Origin of the sequence: Ruminococcus sp. 210702-SL.1.03 (genome assembly GCF_020559915.1) — a bacterium.
In the GTDB taxonomy this organism is placed as follows: Bacteria; Bacillota; Clostridia; order Oscillospirales; family Ruminococcaceae; genus YE71.
In genome coordinates this window covers 189,480-210,938 of sequence record NZ_JAJCLZ010000001.1, presented here as the reverse complement: position 1 = coordinate 210,938, position 21,459 = coordinate 189,480, and the positions used below count along the sequence as shown (strand labels likewise).

General features: G+C 49.2%; 15 protein-coding genes. 11 read left to right on the top strand and 4 right to left on the bottom strand.

Translation table 11 applies throughout. The features are described 5' to 3' along the window. Positions 1-113 precede the first annotated feature (113 nt). The 3 genes from LI114_RS00960 to pyrB form a co-directional block, all read right to left on the bottom strand. The gene (locus LI114_RS00960) at positions 114-1,091 is read right to left on the bottom strand and encodes a hypothetical protein (protein WP_227218589.1); all 978 of its coding nucleotides are present in this window, start codon (positions 1,089-1,091) and stop codon (positions 114-116) included. Between the two features lie 216 nt (positions 1,092-1,307). Continuing rightward, on the bottom strand, positions 1,308-2,330 hold the full coding sequence (locus tag LI114_RS00955) for an N-acetylmuramoyl-L-alanine amidase (RefSeq protein ID WP_227218587.1): 1,023 nt from the start codon (positions 2,328-2,330) through the stop codon (positions 1,308-1,310). Positions 2,331-2,350: 20 nt separating this feature from the next. Then, positions 2,351-3,436: an aspartate carbamoyltransferase gene (gene pyrB / locus LI114_RS00950; protein WP_227218585.1), complete on the bottom strand. Its 1,086-nt coding sequence runs from the start codon at positions 3,434-3,436 to the stop codon at positions 2,351-2,353. 650 nt (positions 3,437-4,086) lie between these two features. On the opposite strand from pyrB, the gene LI114_RS00945 reads away from it, so the two are divergent. From LI114_RS00945 to LI114_RS00915, 7 genes are all read left to right on the top strand, one after another. After that, a complete protein-coding gene (locus LI114_RS00945; protein ID WP_227218583.1) occupies positions 4,087-6,696 on the top strand; it encodes an EAL domain-containing protein in 2,610 nt (869 codons plus the stop codon). Between the two features lie 27 nt (positions 6,697-6,723). Beyond that, positions 6,724-9,063, top strand: a complete 2,340-nt coding sequence (locus LI114_RS00940; RefSeq protein WP_227218581.1) for a diguanylate cyclase — start codon at positions 6,724-6,726, stop codon at positions 9,061-9,063. Positions 9,064-9,287: 224 nt separating this feature from the next. Continuing rightward, entirely contained in the window at positions 9,288-9,800 is a 513-nt protein-coding gene (rplJ, locus tag LI114_RS00935) for a 50S ribosomal protein L10 (RefSeq protein WP_022127248.1), read from the top strand. Positions 9,801-9,876: 76 nt separating this feature from the next. Beyond that, positions 9,877-10,248 carry a 50S ribosomal protein L7/L12 gene (gene rplL, locus LI114_RS00930; RefSeq protein ID WP_022127249.1) on the top strand — a complete coding sequence of 124 codons (372 nt, stop codon included), beginning with the start codon at positions 9,877-9,879 and terminating at the stop codon, positions 10,246-10,248. Between the two features lie 142 nt (positions 10,249-10,390). Then, positions 10,391-12,133 carry a beta-galactosidase gene (locus LI114_RS00925; RefSeq protein WP_413770888.1) on the top strand — a complete coding sequence of 581 codons (1,743 nt, stop codon included), beginning with the start codon at positions 10,391-10,393 and terminating at the stop codon, positions 12,131-12,133. 135 nt (positions 12,134-12,268) lie between these two features. Further along, positions 12,269-12,439 (top strand): DUF362 domain-containing protein, encoded by a 171-nt coding sequence (locus tag LI114_RS00920; RefSeq protein ID WP_022127250.1) that lies wholly within the window; start codon positions 12,269-12,271, stop codon positions 12,437-12,439. Positions 12,440-12,652: 213 nt separating this feature from the next. Then, entirely contained in the window at positions 12,653-14,731 is a 2,079-nt protein-coding gene (locus LI114_RS00915; RefSeq protein ID WP_227218576.1) for an elongation factor G, read from the top strand. Positions 14,732-14,795: 64 nt separating this feature from the next. Here LI114_RS00915 and LI114_RS00910 read toward each other — a convergent pair whose 3' ends face one another. Next, entirely contained in the window at positions 14,796-15,821 is a 1,026-nt protein-coding gene (locus tag LI114_RS00910) for a hypothetical protein (protein WP_227218575.1), read from the bottom strand. Positions 15,822-16,119: 298 nt separating this feature from the next. Between LI114_RS00910 and LI114_RS00905 the strand changes: the two genes are divergently transcribed. Genes LI114_RS00905 through LI114_RS00890 form a run of 4 tightly spaced genes read left to right on the top strand, consistent with a single transcriptional unit; the run spans position 16,120 to position 21,408 of the window. Then, positions 16,120-17,217: a metallophosphoesterase gene (locus LI114_RS00905; protein WP_227218573.1), complete on the top strand. Its 1,098-nt coding sequence runs from the start codon at positions 16,120-16,122 to the stop codon at positions 17,215-17,217. A gap of 18 nt (positions 17,218-17,235) precedes the next feature. Then, positions 17,236-17,736, top strand: coding sequence for a MarR family winged helix-turn-helix transcriptional regulator (locus tag LI114_RS00900; protein WP_227218571.1), 501 nt, complete (start codon positions 17,236-17,238; stop codon positions 17,734-17,736). Further along, positions 17,733-19,484, top strand: coding sequence for an ABC transporter ATP-binding protein (locus LI114_RS00895; RefSeq protein WP_227218569.1), 1,752 nt, complete (start codon positions 17,733-17,735; stop codon positions 19,482-19,484). Before LI114_RS00900 ends, LI114_RS00895 begins: the two co-directional genes overlap by 4 nt. Continuing rightward, positions 19,477-21,408 (top strand): ABC transporter ATP-binding protein, encoded by a 1,932-nt coding sequence (locus LI114_RS00890; protein WP_413770887.1) that lies wholly within the window; start codon positions 19,477-19,479, stop codon positions 21,406-21,408. Before LI114_RS00895 ends, LI114_RS00890 begins: the two co-directional genes overlap by 8 nt. Positions 21,409-21,459: the final 51 nt, after the last annotated feature.

Below are 21,459 nucleotides of genomic sequence, written 5' to 3'. Positions count from 1 at the left end.
TATCACTATTATAACATATTATTCTCACATTGTAAAGCACTTTTTGTGGATTTGCGATAAAAATTCCCGCCGTGCATTTTTCAGCACAGCGGGAAGCTGTTTTTGTTAAGTTATCAATAGAATCTGTTGCGGAGTTTCTTTATTATGAAGAATACCGCGCCTGCAACTACTACCACCGCAACGCCGATTATTACGAATATCAGCGGGCTGGTCTTGCTGCTCGACTTTTCAGCCTCAGACTCGGTAGAGATGGTGTTGCCCTTCTTGGTTACCTGAAGCTCTTCGATTATCTCGCGCGGCTCAGCGTTTTCGTTGTAGCCGTCGAGGTTCTTGATGTATTTCTTGTCGCCTATATTGTCCGGAAGCTGTATCGTGATGTTGTCGATGTAGAAAACCGTGCCTTTAACAGCATCGGAGGTCGGTATGTCGAATATTATCTTGGTAGCGCTGCGCTCTTCGCCTACGGTAACGAATGCTTTCTGGTACTGCGAGATGTTGTTCTGCGTGGTGGTGTTTACCTTTAGCTGCGTTGCCATGTCGGAAACGCGCACATTGTCCTCGTCAGCAGGGTATACCCAAGCCGATTTGCCCATCAGTGCCTTTTCGTCCGCGTCGGTAAGGCGGTAAGCAAATGTTACCATGCAGCCGTCGAAACAGGTCAGCCCAAAATCTTTCGCTTCAAGCTCAAAACCGATTATGCTGACGCTGCTCGTGTCTTCCGTTTCGGGAGCGTCGGGGAAAAGCAGGTTGTTGTCGTCGTCGCGCGCCATGCCAGAGCAGTTGAAGTAGCCGTCTACGCCGTCGGTAGATGCCGAAACTTTCATCGAAGCGCCCTGATAATAGGTGTCCTTGTCCTGCGCCAGCTTTATGCCCGCCTTGTCGGCGTCGCGCGTTAGGTGTACATAGTCTTTGTATTTCTCAGTGTCGAAAGAAATGGCCGGAACGTTGTCAGCCGAAAGCATAGTTCCGTCAGCCTCGAATTTTATAACAGGCTTTTCATCTTTGGCGTCGTCGGCAAAAACCGTACCTGCCGAAAATGTCAGCACAGCAGCTGCGGCTGCGAATGCAGAAAGCACTCTTTTAAAAATCATATCATCTAACCCCTTTTATTATATTGCGAATAAATATCTATATTTAATTTTACAATAAAAATTCATATTTGTCAAGCTGATTTTAAAATATTGCTGAAATTGTAACCCTCTCGTAACCCGAAAATGTTCAAATCGTCAATATGCCACGCAGTTAAACGTTTACATAATGCCGAAAAAAGCGGCATATCTCAGCCGCTCAGTCCGTATATTTTGACGTTAATATTGCTGCGTTACGTTCGCCTTGCTGTCTGACAGCAGCTGCTCGCTTAGTTTTCTCGTGCCGTCCTCGGCGCAAACGCCTAAGTCTATCGCTGTTTTGATTATTCCGTCGCCGATGGCTTTTGCGTACTCGGTCTGCTTCGTTTCAAAAAGCTCGTTGTCGGTGTCGTTGGTCATAAACCCCAGTTCTATCAGGCAGCTCGGCATGACCGTGTCCATGTTCACCTGATAATTCTGATCGCTCCAGCCGCTGTAACCGTACTTTACGCCCCTGTCCTGCGAGATGCCCGCCGTGCCGAGTGCTGTGAGTATGTTTTGCGCCAGCGCCGTGTCGTACTGCGGCTGATTGCTGTTCACCCATATCTCAACGCCCGATTCGCTCGCGTTGTCCGAAACGCTGTTGCGGTGCAGAGATACGAAAAAGTCCGCACTGCCCTGATTTGCAATGGCGCACCGCTCTGAAAGCGATACCTGCACGTCCTCCGAGCGGGTCATTATCACCGAAACTCCGCAGCTCTCGAGATACTCTTTGACTTTCAAACCTATCTCTAGGTCTTGGTCTGATTCGTACTTTTCGTCGCTCGTGACAGCGCCCTTGTCGTAGTCGCCGTGGCCGGGGTCTATGCATACGGTGAAATTCATGTTGCTGTACGCAGGCTCAGCCGCGCTGTCCGCCGTGCTCGATGTGCTGTCCGCCGCCGAGCTTTCATCAGTAACGGCAGGCTCGGCAGCGCTCTCCTCGGCGGAATATGTAGCCGCCAGCGATGAATTTACCTGTATTTCGGTCTTGTCGTTGGCAAAAGCCGTCAGCGCCGCCTTTATAAGCTGCACTATGCCCGCTGCCAGCAGTACGAATATCACCAGCGCGGCGAATATCCTGCCCCAGTATACCTTTCGCTTTTTGTAGCGCGTTATTTTTACTATCCCGTCGTCGTAATATGTGTACTTTGTCCTGCCTTGCCATTGCACAGAAACTACGCGGTGTTCAGCTATCTGCTCAGCCGTCTGTCTTTCAGCCATTTGGTTAAAGTCTGCTCCTTTCAGATAAGCGTGCGGTTGTCGCAGTATTCGCAGGTGAGTATGTCGCCCGAGCCGGCGAAGTAGTGCGGCAGATATGTTTCGCGGTGGGTTATGCAGCCCGGATTAGAGCACTCAACGTGCTTGTGCTCTCTGCCCCTTATCAGCGGCGCAGGCGTGCCGTTCCCGCGCAGTATAGTCAGTATCAGCGCCATGCGTATGTACATTCCGTACTTAGCCTGCTTGAAGTACATAGCGCGCGGATCGTCGTCTACCTCTATCGCTATCTCGTCTACTCTCGGCAGCGGGTGCAGCACTATCATGCTTTCCTTAGCGCGGCTCATTTTATCCTTGTCGAGAATGTAGTTGCCCTTTTGCTTTAGGTATTCCTCATGGCTCGCGAAGCGCTCCTGCTGTATGCGCGTCATGTAGAGAACGTCCAGTCCGCCGATGGCTTCGTCAAGCGAGCTTACCTCGCTGTATTCAAATCCGCCTGCCGCGAGTATGTCCTTTATATAGGCGGGAAGCGCGAGGTCGGGGGTAGAGATCAGCACGAATTTGCTGCCCTTGTAGCAGGTCATGGCCTTTATCAGCGAGTGTACTGTCCTGCCGTTTTTGAGGTCGCCGCAGAAGCCTATCGTCAGCCCCTCCAGCGAGCCTTTCTCTTCTTTTAGCGTAAAGAGGTCGGTGAGCGTCTGGGTGGGGTGCAGGTGTCCGCCGTCGCCCGCGTTGACAACGGGGCAGTCGGCCGTCAGCGCCGCCGCCTTTACCGAGCCTTCGGTAGGGTGGCGCATTACCATTATGTCTGCGTAGCCCGAAACTATCTTAGTAGTGTCCTTTATGTTCTCGCCCTTCGCTACCGAGGAGGTCGCGGGGTTGTCAAAGCCTATTATAGTGCCGCCCAGCCGCAGCATAGCCGTCTGGAACGACATCTGCGTTCTGGTGGAAGGCTCGTAAAAAAGCGTACCCATTATTTTTCCGTCGCATACTTTTGCGTAGGCTTCAGGGTTCTCGCGTATCTCGTGCGCAAGCGCCAAAAGCTGATTCCACCATGAAACGGGGTAATCGTTAAGGTCAATAAGGTTTATCCTCTGCTCGTAGTTCGACATAAACAAACACTGCCTTTCAGTCATTTAGACGATTCGTTTTTTACAAATATCGCCCTAAAAATTCATCATCTCTAATTATATCACAACGTCAGCACAATTGCAAGTGCAAGAGTGTGAGAATTAAATGATATTTCTCTTTTTGAAATGTCAGCTTTAATATAAACTTAACAAAAAGTTAATCAAAAATACTCGTCTTTTTCGCCTTGTTTTGTTATTATTAAGTGAAAGTAATTTTTTTATGAAAGAGTTTTATATAAAAGTGATACCCATAAAAAATAAAAATTATAAAGATACCCCCGGGGGAGATGATGATATGACTGATATGACCGGTCTAAGCAGTTACGCCGAGGGGCTTTTTGCGGCGGCTGCCGAAATCCCGACCGCTTCGCAGAATGTCGAAAAACGTGGAGTAAAATAAAACTATAAATAGAAATGATTGGAATAAGAGAAGGAACAAACTACAAAAAATAACAAAAAAGAAAAAAGCTTCGCTCGGCTGCGGGGCTTTTTTGCGTATTCGTGATAATTGCATAAATTTTACGAAAAAATATTGCTTTGATTGAAAATATGTGATATACTATATGTATAGTTGACTTTTGCCGCACGGATCTTTTGCGGGAAACATACGGCAGAACATACAGGGGTGAATTATGATAATGACAAATGAAAGCTGTAAAAAGCTCTGGGATGAAATTTTCGGCACGGCTTGGACGGCAATAACCTCCGCCGTTACAGATATAGGAGCTTTTCTTGTAGAAGGTGAAAATTTCCTTATCGATTCCAACGCAAGGCGTATTTTGGGGCTTGATGCAGACGCTACGGGCACGCAGCTTATTGAAACTTTACAGGCGTATTTCTCTGACGTTACCACTATCTCTCCGCTGCGGATAAGACCCGTAGAAGCCCCCGAGGGTGTTAAAGCGGGCGTGGTGTATATCGAGAGCGAAAATACCAGAATAAAGCCTTCGGGCCTGCTGCCGTCAGTTTCACAGAACGAGCTTATCGACATTATAAATGATAATATCGGCAGCATACTCTTAGCGCTCATCAATATCGACGGCGTAGAGAACAGATACCGCGGCGACGTGCGCGTTTCTTCGGTAATATATCAGGCGCTCGGCGAATATAAAGATAAGACGGGCATATCCGTTTACTCGGGCAATAAATATTGGATATATATCAAAGATTTCCATGGCGACGCTGATAAATTCGCGCGCGAGTTCAAAGACACCGTGCGCAGCGGTATAGCCGCTATGCACATCGACGGCAGCTCTTTCCAGCGCCAGTCGGTGACCGTGACCATGGGCTACGGCGTGGGCTTTGAAAAAGCCTCGATGTTCATGCACGCCGCGGGCTGTGCGCTTTATGAGGCGCAGGCGAAGGGCGCGGGAAGCTACTGCATCTTCACGCCCGAAAAGTACGAGCATCAGAAAAATGAATTTGTAAATATCCGCGCTTTCTCCGAACTGCTGGACGATAACCTTTTTACATACCACTTCCAGCCGATAGTAAGCGCTTCTACCGGCGATATTCTCGCTTACGAAGCCCTCATGCGTACCCCGCAGGAGATAGGCTTGAATCCTTTTCAGATACTCGATTACGCCGAGCGCTACGGCAGACTTTACGATATTGAAAGGGCTACCATATCTAATACGATGAAATATCTCAGCGAGCACCAGTCGGAATTTGAGGGCAGGTCGCTTTATGTGAACTCCATTACTGCGCATATGCTCAAGGACGATGATTTCGCGGCTATAACGGCTGATTACGGCGAGCTTATGGAAAAGGTGGTAATAGAGCTTACCGAGCAGACCGAGATCACCGATGAGAGCCTTGAGCGCATACACAGAAGGATGAAGGACAACCATATGCACCTCGCCATCGACGATTACGGCACTGGCTATTCCAATACCTCGAACCTGCTGCGGTACGACCCCGATATAGTAAAGATAGACCGCTCGCTCATAACAAATATCGACTCGAATTTAAAAATGCAGCAGATAGTTTCGGGTATCATCGACTTTCTGCACGCCAGCGGCTATCTGGCTTTGGCAGAGGGCGTAGAAACGCGCGAAGAGCTGCACACTATGATAGCTTTCGGCGCGGATTACATACAGGGCTACTACGTTTCCCGCCCAAAACCCGTGCTGCTCCGCGAGATCTCTTCCAACATAAAGAACGAGATCGTGAAATTCAGTCAGGAAACTGGCAATGGCACGCGCAAGATCTACCATGTTTCAGAAAACGAAATAGTTGACCTCGCAAAGCTGGTATCAAAAAATTATACGCATATTTTCATAGCTGTTTCAAATGCAGTGATAGATGGTTTCGGACTTGAAAAGCCTGCTGCTGTTTCTATAATAGTAAAAGACGGCAAAAAAAGCACTATAGTTATAAAGTCTGTAAACCTTATAGCCAGTAATTCAGAACCGCTGGTACAGATCGGAAATAATTCTGAAGTCGAGTTTATTTGTACAGGAAATAACTGCTTTGAACATCGCGGCATATATGTGCCATCAAGCTCTTCCTTACTTATAAAAGGTTCGGGCGATTTGAAAATACTTGCTGAGGCGCGCAGCTGCTACGCTATCGGCAACGACTGCCAGCACAGTGCGGGCAATATCACGGTAGAGATGACGGGCGAACTGGAAGTTTGCGCTAACGGCGATGAATGTGTGGCGATAGGCGGCGGCAAAAATTCAAAGAATACCAAGATACGCATTATTTCAGGTGCTGTAAGCATAGCCTGCACGGGCGATGTTTGTCTGGGCGTAGGCTGCTTTAATGAGCACGCCGATATTGAGCTGAGCGATTGTAATCTAAATTTCAAAATGTCCGCCGTACATTCGGTCGGCATCGGCTCGGTAAACGGCTCGGCTGACGTGTCGCTCAAAAATTACAGCCTTGAAGCCAATTTCGCAGGCAATATGCAGACGGGAATAGGCGTAGAGAGCGAGGGAAAGGGCAGCGTAGACATCTGCGCCGGCAGAATGAATATGGTGCTGCGCGGCAGAAACCTCGCCTGTATCGGTACTCGCGGCGGCGATATGAAGATCGATGCCGACGACTCAGTTTTTCGGCTGTACTGCGAGGGCGGCATAACCACGGGCATAGGCGACGCAGAGGGCAGCGGCGACGTTGCCATCAGAAACAGCGAACTGAATATCACTTTCCATACTGACAACGGCTTCGGCGCAGGCAGCAAAAACGGCAGCCTTATCTACGATGGCGGCGTACAGTATATCAGTATAAACGAATGAGCACATATCAGTCAGGAGGCTCGGTTCATGGATAACAATAAATCGGTAAAACGCAGAAGAATAAAGGTCGGTCTGCTCGTCAGCCATCTGGAAGAGGACTTTGACGATCAGGTCTGCGAGGGCGCTATGATAGGTGCTGAGCAGGCAGACGTTAACCTTGTTATATTCCCCGGCAGATACGTTGACGGAGTGTATGCCGATAAGTTGCGTACAGAATATGAATATCAATATAACACCCTCTTTGATATGGCGGCGCAGAATAAATTCGATGTTTTGCTTGTGCTGATAGGCACTCTCGGCAGCCATCTTGATAAGGATAGAAAAGCCGAGTTTCTGAAAAAATTCGGCAGCACTCCCGTAATAACCATCACCGCGCGCGTTGACGGCTACCCATGCGTCATGCTGGATAACCGCACAGGTCTTGCCGACGCGATAGAGCACCTTATAACGGTGCACGGCTGCCGCAGGATAGGCTTTATGAGCGGCCCTAAGACAAGCCAGGACGCGCAGGAGCGCCTTAACGTTTATAAAGAAGTGCTGGAAAAACACGGTATTCTCTATGATGATAAGCGTGTGGGATATGGCAATTTTTCAAAGTACGTTGTAAACGAAGTGGGCGAGCTGCTTGATAATAATCCTGACATCGAAGCACTCGTTTTTGCGAACGACCAGATGGCGGCAGCAGGCTATAAAGCTATGGAACAGCGCGGGATACGACCCGGCAAGGATGTTTTCGTTACAGGCTTCGACGATGACCCCGTCGCCGAAGAGCTGATACCACATCTCACTACCGTAAAAGCCGACCCGGCCGAGCTTGGCTATAACGCCGTTATCGAAGCGGTGAAGTACATTGTAAACGGCGCTATGGAAAATGAAATGGTGCCTTCCTCAATGGTATGCCGCAATTCCTGCGGCTGTCAGGGAAATCCGCGCTTGCGCTCTCTTACGCTTGGCGATATATCGGAAGATTCCGAAGATTTTGACGAACGGATAAGCGCTCTGCTTTTTGATAAATACCGCACCAGCGAGGATACCGCGGTGCTGCGCCGCGGCTTTTCCGCTTGGCTGCACACTCTGCGCGGTTACTGTAATGCCGAGAATATCTGTGATGAATCTATGCGAGAAAAAGTTCTTGAAAGCTCAGACTCGCTCTCAGACGAAAAGTTTTTCAACTTTATAAACTCTGATACGCTTTTCGCCGTGCTGGAATATGTGAATCAGATATTCATCAAAAAGCTCAGCGACCCTGCTGACCATATGCGGCTAAACAGACTGTTTTTGCAGCTCTACAAAATAATCTCAGAGCGAAACTCTGCTTACTGCAAGGCAAAGCTTGAGGATAACTATTTCCTCACATGGCAGACCAACTCGATAACCCGCGATATGCTCGTTTTTGAAGCTTACGACGACCGCGCCTACGAGTCGGTGGTGGATAAGCTTACCCGCCTTCATATGGACTCCAGCTATCTTTTCAGCTACGATTCCGCAGTTATAAACCTCAAAACGGATAAGTGGAAGCCGCCGAAGACCATAAAGCTGAAATCTTACCACAACGGTGCGGAAGCTGTAATCCTCCCGCCCGAAGAGCAGGATATCCCCTCAGACCAGATATTCTCAAACAAATTTCTCCCGCAGGACCGCCGCTTCTCGATGGTGGTATCGCCGCTTTTCTCAAACGAAGAGCATTACGGCGTGCTGATGTGCGAGCTGAAACACGAGTATTTTCACTATATACAGTCTGTAACAGTACAGCTCTGCGCTGCGCTGAAAATAATCATGCTGATGAAACAGCAGGCGGTAACGAGGAAAAATCTGCAAAAGAGCCTTATCGAGATCAAGGAATATAACCAGCTTCTCAGCGACCTTTCCCGTCAGGATGAGCTTACCGGCTGCTTCAACCGCCGCGGTTTCTTTGAAGAGCTTAGAAAACGCCTCAGCGATGACGCGAACGACGGCGCAGAGGCTATAATGGTATTCGCCGACCTCGACTGCCTAAAAACCATCAACGACCGGTTCGGTCACGAAGAGGGCGATTTCGCTATACGCTCCGCCGCCGAGATACTCAAAGAATCTTTCGGCGATAACGAGATAGTCGGAAGGATAGGCGGCGATGAGTTTGCTGTGTGCGCTTTCCTACACGGAATGGTAGATATACCACGTCTGCGCGACTATATCGAGAGCGTTTCCGAACGCTATAACGCCCTGCACGCCGCCGATAAGCCGTATATCGTGCATATCAGCGTAGGCGTTTATTCATTCGTCTGCACAGGCACGGTGGAGATAACCGAACTGCTCAGCCACGCCGACGCGCTGCTTTACGAACAGAAGAAACACAAGAAACCTATACTGAAAAGCGAATGTTCATAAAAAATTTACGTTTTGCGTCAAAAGCGCCCTTGACAATGGGCGGGTATGGTGGTATAATATATAAGCATTCGTGATCTAAAGACAGTCGGCATAAAGGTAAGCCCGACCGAGGATTGTGGCAATGATATTTATTTTGCTAACTTGTTCCTCTTTTTGGTCTGCGATCAGAAAGAGGATTTTCTTTATTGCGTTTGCTATTTTTAATTTCGTGAGGTGAAATCATAATGGCAAGTGAAAAGATTCTGGCTTCCAAGAAGGAAAAAGTAGCCGCTCTCGCTGAGCTGCTGAAGAACTCCTGCTCGGGCGCTCTCGTAGATTACGAGGGTATCACCGTAGAGGAGGACACCAAGCTCCGCCGCGAAATGCGCGAGAACAACGTGCAGTACTTCGTAGAAAAGAACACCATGCTCCGCCTTGCATTCAAGGAGGCAGGCATCGAAGGTCTTGACGACGTGCTCAACGGCGCTACCGCTATCGCGATCTCTAACGACGATGAGACCGCTCCTGCAAGAATCCTGGGCAAGTTCGCTGACGACTTCGGCGACGCTAAGTTCGAGCTGAAGGCAGGCTTCATCGGTACTACCGTATACGATAAGGCAGGCGTTACCGCTCTTTCCAAGATTCCTTCCAAGGAAACTCTGCTGGCACAGCTGGTCGGCTCCCTCCAGGGACCTCTCACCAAGCTCGCTGCTACGCTCAAGGCTGTTGCGGACAAGAAGTCCGAAGAAGCTGCTTAATAGCTTTCAGCCCAAGTCTGCGGCATGATACAGCCGCGTAAATAACTTAAATTAAATGTTAAAGGAGAAAATTATCATGGCATCTGAAAAAATTACTAACATGATTGAAGAGATCAAGACTATGTCCGTTCTCGAGCTTTCTGAGCTTGTAGACGCTATCCAGGAAGAGTTCGGTGTTACCGCTGCTATCGCTGCTGGCCCTGCTGCCGGCGGTGCTGCTCCTGCTGAGGCAGAGAAGACTGAGTTCGACGTTATCCTCGCTTCCTTCGGCGACGCTAAGATGGGCGTTATCAAGGCTGTTAAGACCATCACCGGTCTGGGCCTGAAAGAGGCTAAGGCTCTCGTTGAAGAGGCTCCTAAGGCTATCAAGGAAGGCGTTTCCAAGGCAGAGGCTGAGGATCTTAAGGCACAGCTCGAGGCTGCCGGCGCTACTGTTGAGCTCAAGTAATTATTGCTTGAATATCAGCTTGTAAACATAACACACATGGGTCATACGGCTCATGTGTGTTTTTTTATTGACAAGGCAGCTTATTTGTTATATAATTGTATAGGCGTTTAAAATACCGACAAATACAGCGAGGTGCATGATTATGTTTGAAATCAAAGATGATTTTTATTTAGACGGGAAGCCGTTTAAAATAATATCCGGCGCGGTGCATTACTTCCGTACCGTTCCGGAATATTGGCGCGATAGGCTAGAAAAGCTCGTCAATATAGGCTGCAACACTGTGGAAACGTATATCCCTTGGAATTTTCAAGAGCCTAAAAAGGGCGAGTATCACTGGGAGGGTATGCACGATGTTTGCCGCTTTATAGAAACGGCGCAGCAGCTGGGGCTTTATATCATAATAAGACCCTCGCCGTATATATGCTCAGAATGGGAGTTCGGCGGGCTGCCGGCATGGCTGCTCAAAGACCCGAAAATGCGCCTGCGCTGCTCGTATCAGCCGTATCTCGACGCAGTTAGGGATTACTACAAGGTGCTTATGCCAAAGCTTGCGCCGTATCAGTGCGACCGAGGCGGAAATATCATTCTCATGCAGATAGAAAATGAATACGGGTATTACGGCAACGATACAGCCTATCTCGATTTCTTGCGAGATACTATGCGTGAACTAGATATTACCGTGCCGTTAGTTACCTCTGACGGTCCGTGGAGCGAGGCGGTATTTAAGTCCGGTATGACAGACGGCGCTCTGCCGACAGGCAACTTCGGTTCTGCGGCGGAGTGGCAGTTCGGAGAAATGAAGCGCTTTATCGGCGAGAAACGTCCGCTTATGTGCATGGAATTTTGGAACGGCTGGTTTGACGCATGGGGCGGAGAGCACCATACTACCGAGCCCGAAAAGGCGGCGCACGAGCTTGACGAGCTGCTGAAAAGGGGCAGCGCGAATTTCTATATGTTTGAGGGCGGTACGAATTTTGGATTTATGGCAGGCAGAAACTGCGGAAGCAGGACAGCCGACGTTACCTCTTACGAATATGACGCTCCGCTCACCGAGGACGGCAGGCTCACAGAAAAATACGCTCTCTGCAAAGAGGTCATCGCAAAGTATACTGATGTGAAAGAGATCCCGCTTTCGTCAAATATCAAGCGTGCGGACTTCGGAAAAATAAGGTGCTGCGCCAAGACAGATCTTTTCAGCACGCTTTTAAAGCTGGCAGAGCCTGTTGTTTCGCCGTATCCGCTGAGCTTTGAGGAGCTTGACTGCTATTACGGCTATGTGCTTTACCGCATTAAGCTGCGCGAAAATGAGCTGGCTGAAAATGCCAGATGTGAAAACGCGGCGGACAGAGTTCAGGCTTTCAGAAACGGCAGATACGCTTTTACTGCTTTTGCTGAAAATATTGGCGAGCAGTTTGAATTTCCCGAAAAAAGCAGCGGAGGAAGTGTAGAGCTGCTTGTTGAGAATATCGGCAGGGAAAACTTCGGCACAGGTCTTGAAAATCAGCGAAAGGGCATACTCGGCGGGGCAGTGATAAACGGTCATAGGTATTTTGGCTTTGAGATGTTCCCTCTGCCGCTCGATGAAAAGCAGATCGCCAATATTGATTTTGAAAGCGGCTATACAGAGGGTGTGCCGGCATTTTACAAATTCGAGCTTGATATTGAAGAGCCTGCGGATACTTTTTTGGATACCGATGGCTTTGGCAAGGGCGCGGCGTTTGTAAACGGCTTTAACCTGGGCAGATTTTGGGAGATAGGCCCGCAGCGGCGGCTGTATCTTCCCGCACCGCTTCTCAAAAAGGGCAGAAACACTATCGTGATTTTTGAGAGCGAGGGAAAAGCTGCGGAAACTATCCGCTTATGCGGCGAACCTTCTCTTTCATGATGTTGATGTAATGTGTATAAAAGATTAAATTTGTGTGAGAAATTGCCCGCGGGTCTTGAAATCCGCCCGGAATGTGTTATAATATAGAGTAGAGAGAAGTACCTCTCGGAAATATTATAAAGGAGGCTAATCACTATGGCTTATAAGATCAGTGACGATTGCATCGCTTGCGGCGCTTGTGCAGACCAGTGCCCCGTTAGCGCTATTTCTGAAGGAGACGGAAAGTACGTTATCGACGCAGATACCTGCATCGACTGCGGTTCTTGCGCAGGCGTATGTCCCGTCGGCGCACCTAACGCTGACTAATAATATTAGGTACATATTGGCAGACCTTTCTTGCTCAGAGCATGAGAGGTCTGCTTTTTTGCGTAGTTTTTACTAAAATTACAAAAATCCCTATTGACAAATATGGTTATATGATATATAATGTATACATACGGTTGAAAACTTTAGGCTATTATGCACATAACTATGCCGCCCTTTAGCCGTGTAATCCATATAATGAGGGAGCGAATCACTTTGAAAAACTACGATAATACACAGATCAAAAATATTGCGATAGCGGGCCACGCAGGTTCGGGCAAGACTACTCTTACCGAAACGCTGCTTTACGCGGCGGGCGTTACCGACCGTTTGGGCAAGGTCGCCGACGGCACTACCGTTTCTGACTATACCGCCGAAGAGATAAAGCGCAAAGGCTCGGTCTACACCTCGCTTTCGTTCTATGAGCGCGACGGCTTTAAGGTAAACCTGCTCGACACCCCCGGCCTTTTCGACTGCGAACAGTCGATGGTAGAGGGTATTTCCGCCTGCGGCTGCTGCATGATAACTGTATCGGGCAAGTCGGGCGTAAAGGTCGGCACGCATAAGGCTTACAATTACGCCAAGAAAATGGGCAAGCCCGCGATGTTCGTAGTTACCAAGCTCGACGATGAAAATGCCAACTTCAATAACGTGCTCACGCAGCTAAAGACCGAGTTCGGCCCCGCCGTGTGTCCCGTCGTAGTCCCCGTCATCGCCGACAGAAAGATAGTTTCGTTCGTAAATCTTATCGAGATGAAAGCTTATAAATACGTTGACGGCAAGGCTGTTGAAACAGATATGCCTACCGCCGAAGTCAGCGAAAAGATGGGCTACCGCATCGACGGTCTTATCGAAGCTGTTTCCGAGGCCGTTGCCGAAACTGACGAGGCGCTATTTGAAAAGTTCTTCTCGGGCGAGGCTTTCACGCAGAAAGAGCTTATCGACGGCATACATAAGGGCGTGAACGAGGGCATAATTCTCCCCGTGACCTGCGTTTCCGCGGCTACTATGGCGGGCGTGGATATGCTGATGAAAGAGATAACTCTTCTCCTGCCTGCCCCCGCTGAAAAAGAGGATAAGCCCGCAATTTCCGCAGACGGCACGCCTTGCAGTATCATCTGCGAAAGCGCCGCACCGCTCAGCGCGATAGTTTTCAAGACAGTGGCTGATCCGTTCGTCGGCAAGCTTTCGTATATCCGCGTGCAGTCGGGCACTCTCAAGAGCAATACCGAGGTCGTGAACGCCGCTACCGGCGTAAGCGAAAAGGTCGGAAAACTCTTCTTCCTAGAGGGCAAGAAGCAGATCGAAACTGCGGAAGTAGGCTGCGGCGATATTTGCGCCGCCGTGAAACTTTCGGCGCATACGGGCGATACTCTCTGCGACCCCGCCCGCGTTATCTCATACGCTGTACCGAAATTCCCCGCGCCGACCTACCGCGTAGCGCTAAAGGCAGTTTCGCAGAGCGATGAAAGCAAGATAAGCTCGGCAATATCCCGCCTGCTGGAAGAGGATATGTCGCTGAAATATGAGCAAGAGCCCGATACCCTCGAAATGATACTCACCACTCTAGGCGGTCTGCACCTCGACTCCACCGTCGGCAGATTAAAGCGCGATTTCGGCGTTGACGTCACCACCTCCGTGCCCAAGGTCGCCTATAAGGAAACTATCCGCAAGAAGGTCAAGGCGCAGGGCAGATACAAGAAGCAGTCGGGCGGTCACGGTCAGTTCGGCGATGTTTGGATAGAGTTTGAGCCTTGCATTTCCGATGAGCTGATATTTGAAGAGCGCGTTTTCGGCGGCGCTGTTCCCAAAAACTATTTCCCCGCGGTAGAAAAAGGCTTGCAGGAGTGCGTGAAGCACGGCGTGCTGGCGGGCTTCCCCGTGGTCGGCGTAAAAGCGATTCTGGTCGATGGCTCTTACCACCCCGTTGACTCCTCCGAAATGTCGTTCAAGACGGCGGCGGCTCTCGCTTTCAAAGAGGGTATCCCGCAGGCCGAGCCTATGCTGCTCGAGCCGGTCGGCAACCTCACCGTTACAGTTCCCGATGATAAAACAGGCGACGTTATCGGCGAGCTTAATAAGCGCCGCGGCAGAGTTATGGGCATGATCCCCTCTGAGGAAAAGGGCATGACTGAGGTCACCGCAGAAGTGCCGATGGCTGAGATGAGCGATTTCACTCTCACCCTCCGCCAAATGACTCAGGGTCAGGGCACTTTCACCCTAGAGCAGGCGCGTTACGACCGCCTCCCCGAAAACCTCGTTGCCGAAGTTATCGCAAAGAATTTCGCAGGTTAAAAATCAAAACAGCATAAAAATAACGCAGGAGTTTTGCCGCTCCTGCGTTTTTGTTTGCGTAAATTTATTCAGCGCCGCTCTTTTCGTCAGAGCCTTCGCTTTCCGACTTCGACTCAGCTTCCGTAAAAGCCGCGGGGTATTTCGTCTTTAGGTCGATAGGTTCGGTGGTAAGACCCTTGTCGTCAAGCTCCTCCGCCTGCTCGGCAAGGTCGTTCGCCATTTTCTCGAAAATTTCGTAGTAAATGTCGTAGCTTTCCTGCATTTTCTCCAGCGAGTCGCCCAGCGTAGCAACAGGTCGGCGCAGACATAAATGCAGGTCGTTCGGCATATCGTCAAAATTCAGCTCTTTAGCGAGGAAGCCGAAGTTCAGCGAAAGTCCGTCGCTGTCGATGTACTTGTTGTCGGGCAGGTCTTTCGTCAGGTCATCCTTCATCAGCGCCTGCAAGCCGGGGTCGGTGTTCGAGTCGGTGATGACCATTATTACGTCGCCCTCTTGCAGATTTGCGTAAAATTTCGTGCTGTTGGTGCTGTAAGTCGGGTCGTTTGAATAATCGTTCAGCGGTATGTTCATTATGGAAACGTGCACCTCGCCGTCGCCATTCACATCGGGCGTGTACTTCTCAAAAAGCTTTTTCAGTTCATCGCTGTGCTGACCTATTCCGTCGTCCGCGATTACCATTACAGTGATGTCCGGCTTTTCGCGGGTAACGATGTCCACCACGAGGAACGCCGCCACCGCCACGAGAAAGATGCCGAAGCATATCCACATCTTGTCGTGGTACCAGAAGTTTGCGAGCTTTTCCTTGCCGCTGAGCACTCGCTTTTCCTCGTGCTCCTCCTTTATCTCCTCTTCTTCGCTGGCAACGCCCGCTTTCATCTTCATGAGGTCGAGCTTGTCCTGCGCTATCTTGCGGTCGCGCGCCGCCTTTGCTTCACGCTCACGGCGTATGCGTTCTTTCTGCCGCTCTTCGGCTTTAGCCTGCGCTTCCGCCTGCCTTTCGCGCTCCTCCTCGGCGAGCTTTTTTTCGTATTCAAAATCATCGTCGGGCAGCAGCTTGCCGTTTTCCCCTTCGGTTTCGATTTTTTTCATATTTTTTCATTCTCCCTCTTCGGAATAATATACAAATAAATTATAACACATACATATGTACATTCTATTAACCGAACCGTGAAATTTAGGTGAAAAATCAACTTGGGTTTATCCATGTTTTGGTATGTGAAATTAGAAAAGTTCACAAAACTGTCACTCAAATTTGTGCAGAATGACGTTGACATCTGCTAACAATTCTGATATAATGCTTGTTAGCAGGTTGACAGTCAGCTCTATAACTGTCAGCCTAGAAACTGTATGACGGTTGATAATAAATAAGAATTATATGAGGAGATATATGGATAAGATAATAAAACTGGCGCTGCCCGAAGATTGCAGGATAATTGCGGTGAGCGATATCCACACTCATTGGCAGCTTTTGGATAAGCTGCTGAAAAAAGCGGGATATGACCCGAAGAGCGACTATCTTGTTATCGTTGGCGATATACTGGAACACGGTAGCGATAATATAAAGACCCTTGAATATGTCAAGGCACTTTGTGATAAAAGCGATAAGGCTGTATGTTTGATGGGCAATAACGATATAATGTGCTCTAGAATGGCTTATCACTATGATTTTAAGCGCTTTCAGCAGCAGTTTTATAGAAATGAACATAATACTTTCAGACAAATGGCTAATACCCTCGGGTATGTTGACTGCTGGGAGGGCAATTGGCTTGAAATAAGAGAAAAAGTTGTTGAGAGATATGAGGAACTGCTGACTTTTGTCAGAGATCTTCCTATATGCCTTGAAACGGAAAAATATGTTTTCGTTCACGCAGGGCTTGAAGACCGTCCTGACTGGAGAAATACAGATGATATTTACGCAATAACTGTACCGTGGTTTTTGCGTAAAGAAAACCCTACGGGCAAACAGCTTGTGTTCGGACATTATCCTACATACAATTACAGACGCTCAAATGTGACAGATCTGCCGATATTCTACAGCAGGAAGAATATGATCTGTATCGACGGCGGTCTTTCTATCAAAGAGGCTTGCCAAATGAATATGCTTGTGATAAACAAGCGCGGCGACGAATATTCTCATGAGGTAATTTGGGACACCGACGTGCCAAAGAAAACGGTGATAAAAGATCATCACAGCGATAGTCAGCCTGTTTATATCGACTGGGAAAAGCAGGACATATCTATCGTTGAAAAAAAGGGCTATTTTACTAAAGTAAAAGATGAATACACAGGCGGCGAGGGGCTTATCCCCAGCCATGAGATATATTATTTTGATGAAAAGCCGCACGTTTATCAGTTTTTATCCTCTTTTCCTAATGTGAAAATGGGCGAGAAAGTATCGGTCTTTTACGAGGACGAAACTATGGCTTTGGTCATAACTGAAAATTCTACAGTCGGCTGGCTGCCGTCTGAGATAATAGAAAAATAAATAAAGGAGGGTAATACCATGTGCGAAGACTGCAATAACTGCGGCGAGCCTATAGTTAAAGGCCCGCAGGACGGCAAACGCCATATCGGCGCGGAGATGCGAATGATCTCAAACCTCATTCGCCGCCGCTTCAACAGCACGCTCAATAGTGAGGACGAGGCCATCAGCGGCTCAAACGGCTGGATACTCGGCTACTTGGTGCAAAACGACGGCAGAGATGTTTTTCAGCGAGATCTGGAAGAGGAATTTCACGTCCGCCGCGCTACTGTTTCAAAGACCATCTGCCTTATGGTGCAGAAAGGCTTGATCGAGCGGCAGTCAGTTCCCAGCGACGCACGCCTTAAAAAGCTGGTGATAACCGAAAAGGGCAGACGCCTGAACGCCGAAATCATAGAGCGCTTCGATGCGATAGAGCGCGATGTGGTGAAGGATATACCGCCAGATAAGCTCGAAAATTTCTTTGAGGTGTGCGATATGATAGTGAAAAATCTTAGTGAAACGGAGGAAAAAGGAATATGATAAAAAAGCTCGCTTCCTGTATCAGGGAGTATAAGAAAGATTCTATCCTAACGCCCGTTTTCGTAGCCTTGGAGGTAGTGCTTGAATGTATTATCCCTTACGTTATAGCGCTGCTGGTAAATAATATACAGCGCGGCTGCGAACTCGGCGTTATAGTTAAGTACGGTCTGGTAGTTTTCGTTATGGCTTGCCTTTCGCTGCTTTGCGGAGCGCTTTCGGGCTACTTCTGCGCCAGAGCTTCCAGCGGCTTTGCAAAAAATCTGCGCAAAGACCTTTTCTATAAGGTGCAGGGCTTTTCGTTCGCGAATATTGATAAGTTCTCGACCTCCAGCCTTGTTACCCGCCTTACCACCGACGTTACCAACGTGCAGAACGCCTACATGATGATAATCCGTATAGTGGTAAGATGCCCCTTTATGCTGATATTCGCGCTGGTAATGTCGGTGCTCATGAGCCCCTCGCTCGCTATGACATACCTCTTTATAGTTCCTGTACTGGCGATCGGCTTGGGTCTTATGATAAAGATCTCTATGCCGATATTCAACCGCCTTTTCAAAAAGTACGACGCGCTGAATGAATCGGTTCAGGAGAACGTAAACGGTATCCGCGTAGTAAAAGCTTACGTTCGTGAAGATTACGAGATAAACAAGTTCAACGAAGCCTCGCAGGAGCTGAAACGCAGCTTTACCCGCGTAGAGAAGATACTCGCTTTTAACTCTCCGCTGATGCAGTTCTGTATGTACGTCACCATGACTGCCGTTTCGCTCTTCGGCGCGGGTATGATAATCCGCAGCGGCGGCTCGGCTTTCAACGTCGGCGACCTCTCGAGCATGATAACTTACAGTATGCAGATACTCATGAGCCTTATGATGATCTCGATGATCTTCGTTATGGTAACTATGTCGGTAGCTTCCGCAAGACGTATCTGCGAAGTGCTCGATGATGAAAGCACCATCAAAGATCCCGAAAACGCCGTTACCGATGTAAAAGACGGCAGCGTAGATTTCGATAACGTAAGCTTTGCTTACTCGGCAGACGCTGAGAAAAACGTGCTCGAGGGCATAGACCTGCATATCAAGTCGGGTCAGACGATAGGCATTATCGGCGGAACGGGAAGCTCAAAATCCTCGCTGATACAGCTTATACCCCGCCTTTATGACGTTACGGGCGGCTCGGTAAAGGTAGGCGGCAGAGATGTACGCGAGTACGATATAAAGACTCTGCGCGATCAGGTGGCAGTAGTTCTACAAAAAAACGTTCTTTTTTCGGGCACTATAAAAGAAAACCTGCGCTGGGGCGATGAAAACGCAAGCGATGAAGAGCTCGAGCGCGTATGCAGACTCGCACAGGCTGACGAATTCGTTCAGAAGTTCCCCGAAAAGTACGATACTTATATAGAGCAGGGCGGTACTAACGTTTCGGGCGGTCAGAAACAGCGCCTTTGCATAGCCCGCGCACTGCTCAAAAAGCCGAAGATACTTATTCTCGACGACTCCACCAGCGCGGTAGATACAAAGACCGACGCGCTGATAAGAAAAGCTTTCGCCGAAGAGATACCCGATACTACCAAGATAATCATAGCTCAGCGTATCTCCTCAGTGCAGGCGGCAGACCAGATAGTAGTTCTTGAAGGCGGAAAGATAAACGGAGTAGGCACTCACGAAGAGCTGCTTGAGAATAACGAGATCTACCGCGAAGTTTATACCTCGCAGAACAAGAACAGCGGAGAGGAGGATACAAATGCCTAAGAAGCCGTATGTAAAAGCCCCTAATGCGCCGAAGCCGCAGATGGGCAGGATACTGAAAGACCTTTTCAGCAATTATAAAAAGCGCCTTACGCTGGTTATCTTCTGCATAATTATAAGCGCAGTAGCGAGCACCGTATCCTCGCTTTTCATGAACCAGCTTATCTCGGTAATAGAGAAAGCGCTGAAAGTTTACAGCGCGGAAGGTGCGGCCGCCGCTATGGAGTACGCAAAGCCGGGAATTACAAAAGTTATCGGGCTGATGATCGCGATATACGTTATAGGAATACTCGCGACCACCGTTTACACGCTGAACATGGCTGTTGTAACGCAGGGCCACCTCGCTAAAATGCGCGAGAAGATGTTCAAGCGCATGGAAAAGCTGCCGATAAAGTATTTCGATCAGCACCCCCACGGCGATATTATGAGCCACTACACCAACGATATAGACACCCTGCGCCAGCTTATCTCGCAGGCACTGCCGCAGGCGCTCACCGCAGGTCTTACACTGCTGGTACTCTTTTTCGTAATGCTCTACCTAAGCGTCTGGATGACGCTTATCGTGGTAGCGGGCGTTCTGCTCATGCTTTGGGTGACTAAAAACATCGGCGGCAAGAGCGCGAAGCACTTCGTAAAACAGCAGAAGTCGCTCGGTAAAGCCGAGGGCTATATCGAAGAAATGATAGAGGGTCAGAAGGTAGTAAAGGTCTTCTGCCACGAGAGCCATGCGAAGCAGGATTTCGATAAGATAAACGAGCAGCTCTTTAACGACGCGAACAACGCTAACAAGTACGCAAATATCCTCATGCCTATCATGGGCAATATCGGCAATATACTCTATATCCTCGCGGCTTTCATCGGCGGCGTGCTGATAACGCTGAATGTGCCGAACCTCTCGATCTCGGGTCAGGCTATGAGCATAGCGGTAGTAGTGCCTTTCCTCGGAATGGTGCGCCAGTTCAGCCAGAACATTTCAAATATCTCTCAGCAGATAAACGCGGTAGCTATGGCTATGGCGGGCGCTTCGAGGATCTACGACCTTATCGACGAGCAGCCCGAAACCGACGAGGGATACGTTACCCTTGTAAACGCTAAGTACGGCGCTGACGATGAGCTTGTAGAGTGCGAAGAGCGCACCAACATCTGGGCTTGGAAGCACCCCCACGAGGACGGCAGCGTAACGCTGACTAAGGTTACGGGCCATGTAGAGTTCGATGACGTAGACTTCGGCTATGTGCCCGAAAAGATAGTTCTGCACGATGTTTCCATCTACGCGAACCCCGGCGAAAAGGTAGCTTTCGTAGGCGCGACGGGCGCAGGAAAGACCACTATCACAAACCTTATCAACCGCTTTTACGACATCGCCGACGGCAAGATACGCTACGACGGCATAAATATCAACAAGATAAAGAAAGACGATCTGCGCCGCTCGCTCGGTATAGTTTTGCAGGACGTAAACCTTTTTACAGGCACGGTAATGGATAATATCCGCTACGGCAACCTCGGCGCCAGTGACGAAGAGTGCATAGCCGCGGCGCGCCTTGCAAACGCCGACGATTTCATCAGACGTTTGCCCGAGGGCTATAATACCATGCTCACGGGCAACGGTGCGAACCTCTCGCAGGGTCAGCGCCAGCTTATCTCGATAGCCCGCGCAGCGGTAGCCGACCCGCCCGTAATGATATTAGACGAAGCTACTTCCTCCATCGACACCCGCACCGAGGCGCTGGTACAGCGCGGCATGGACGGACTGATGTACGGCAGAACGGTTTTCGTAATAGCCCATCGCCTTTCCACCGTGCGCAATTCCGACGTTATCATGGTGCTCGAGCAGGGCAGGATAATCGAGCGCGGCAGCCACGATAAGCTGATAGCCGAAAAGGGCAAGTATTATCAGCTTTATACAGGCGCTTTCGAGCTGGAATGATATTTGCTTAAACACTTATACGCTAAAACGGCAGGCTTTTTACGGCCTGCC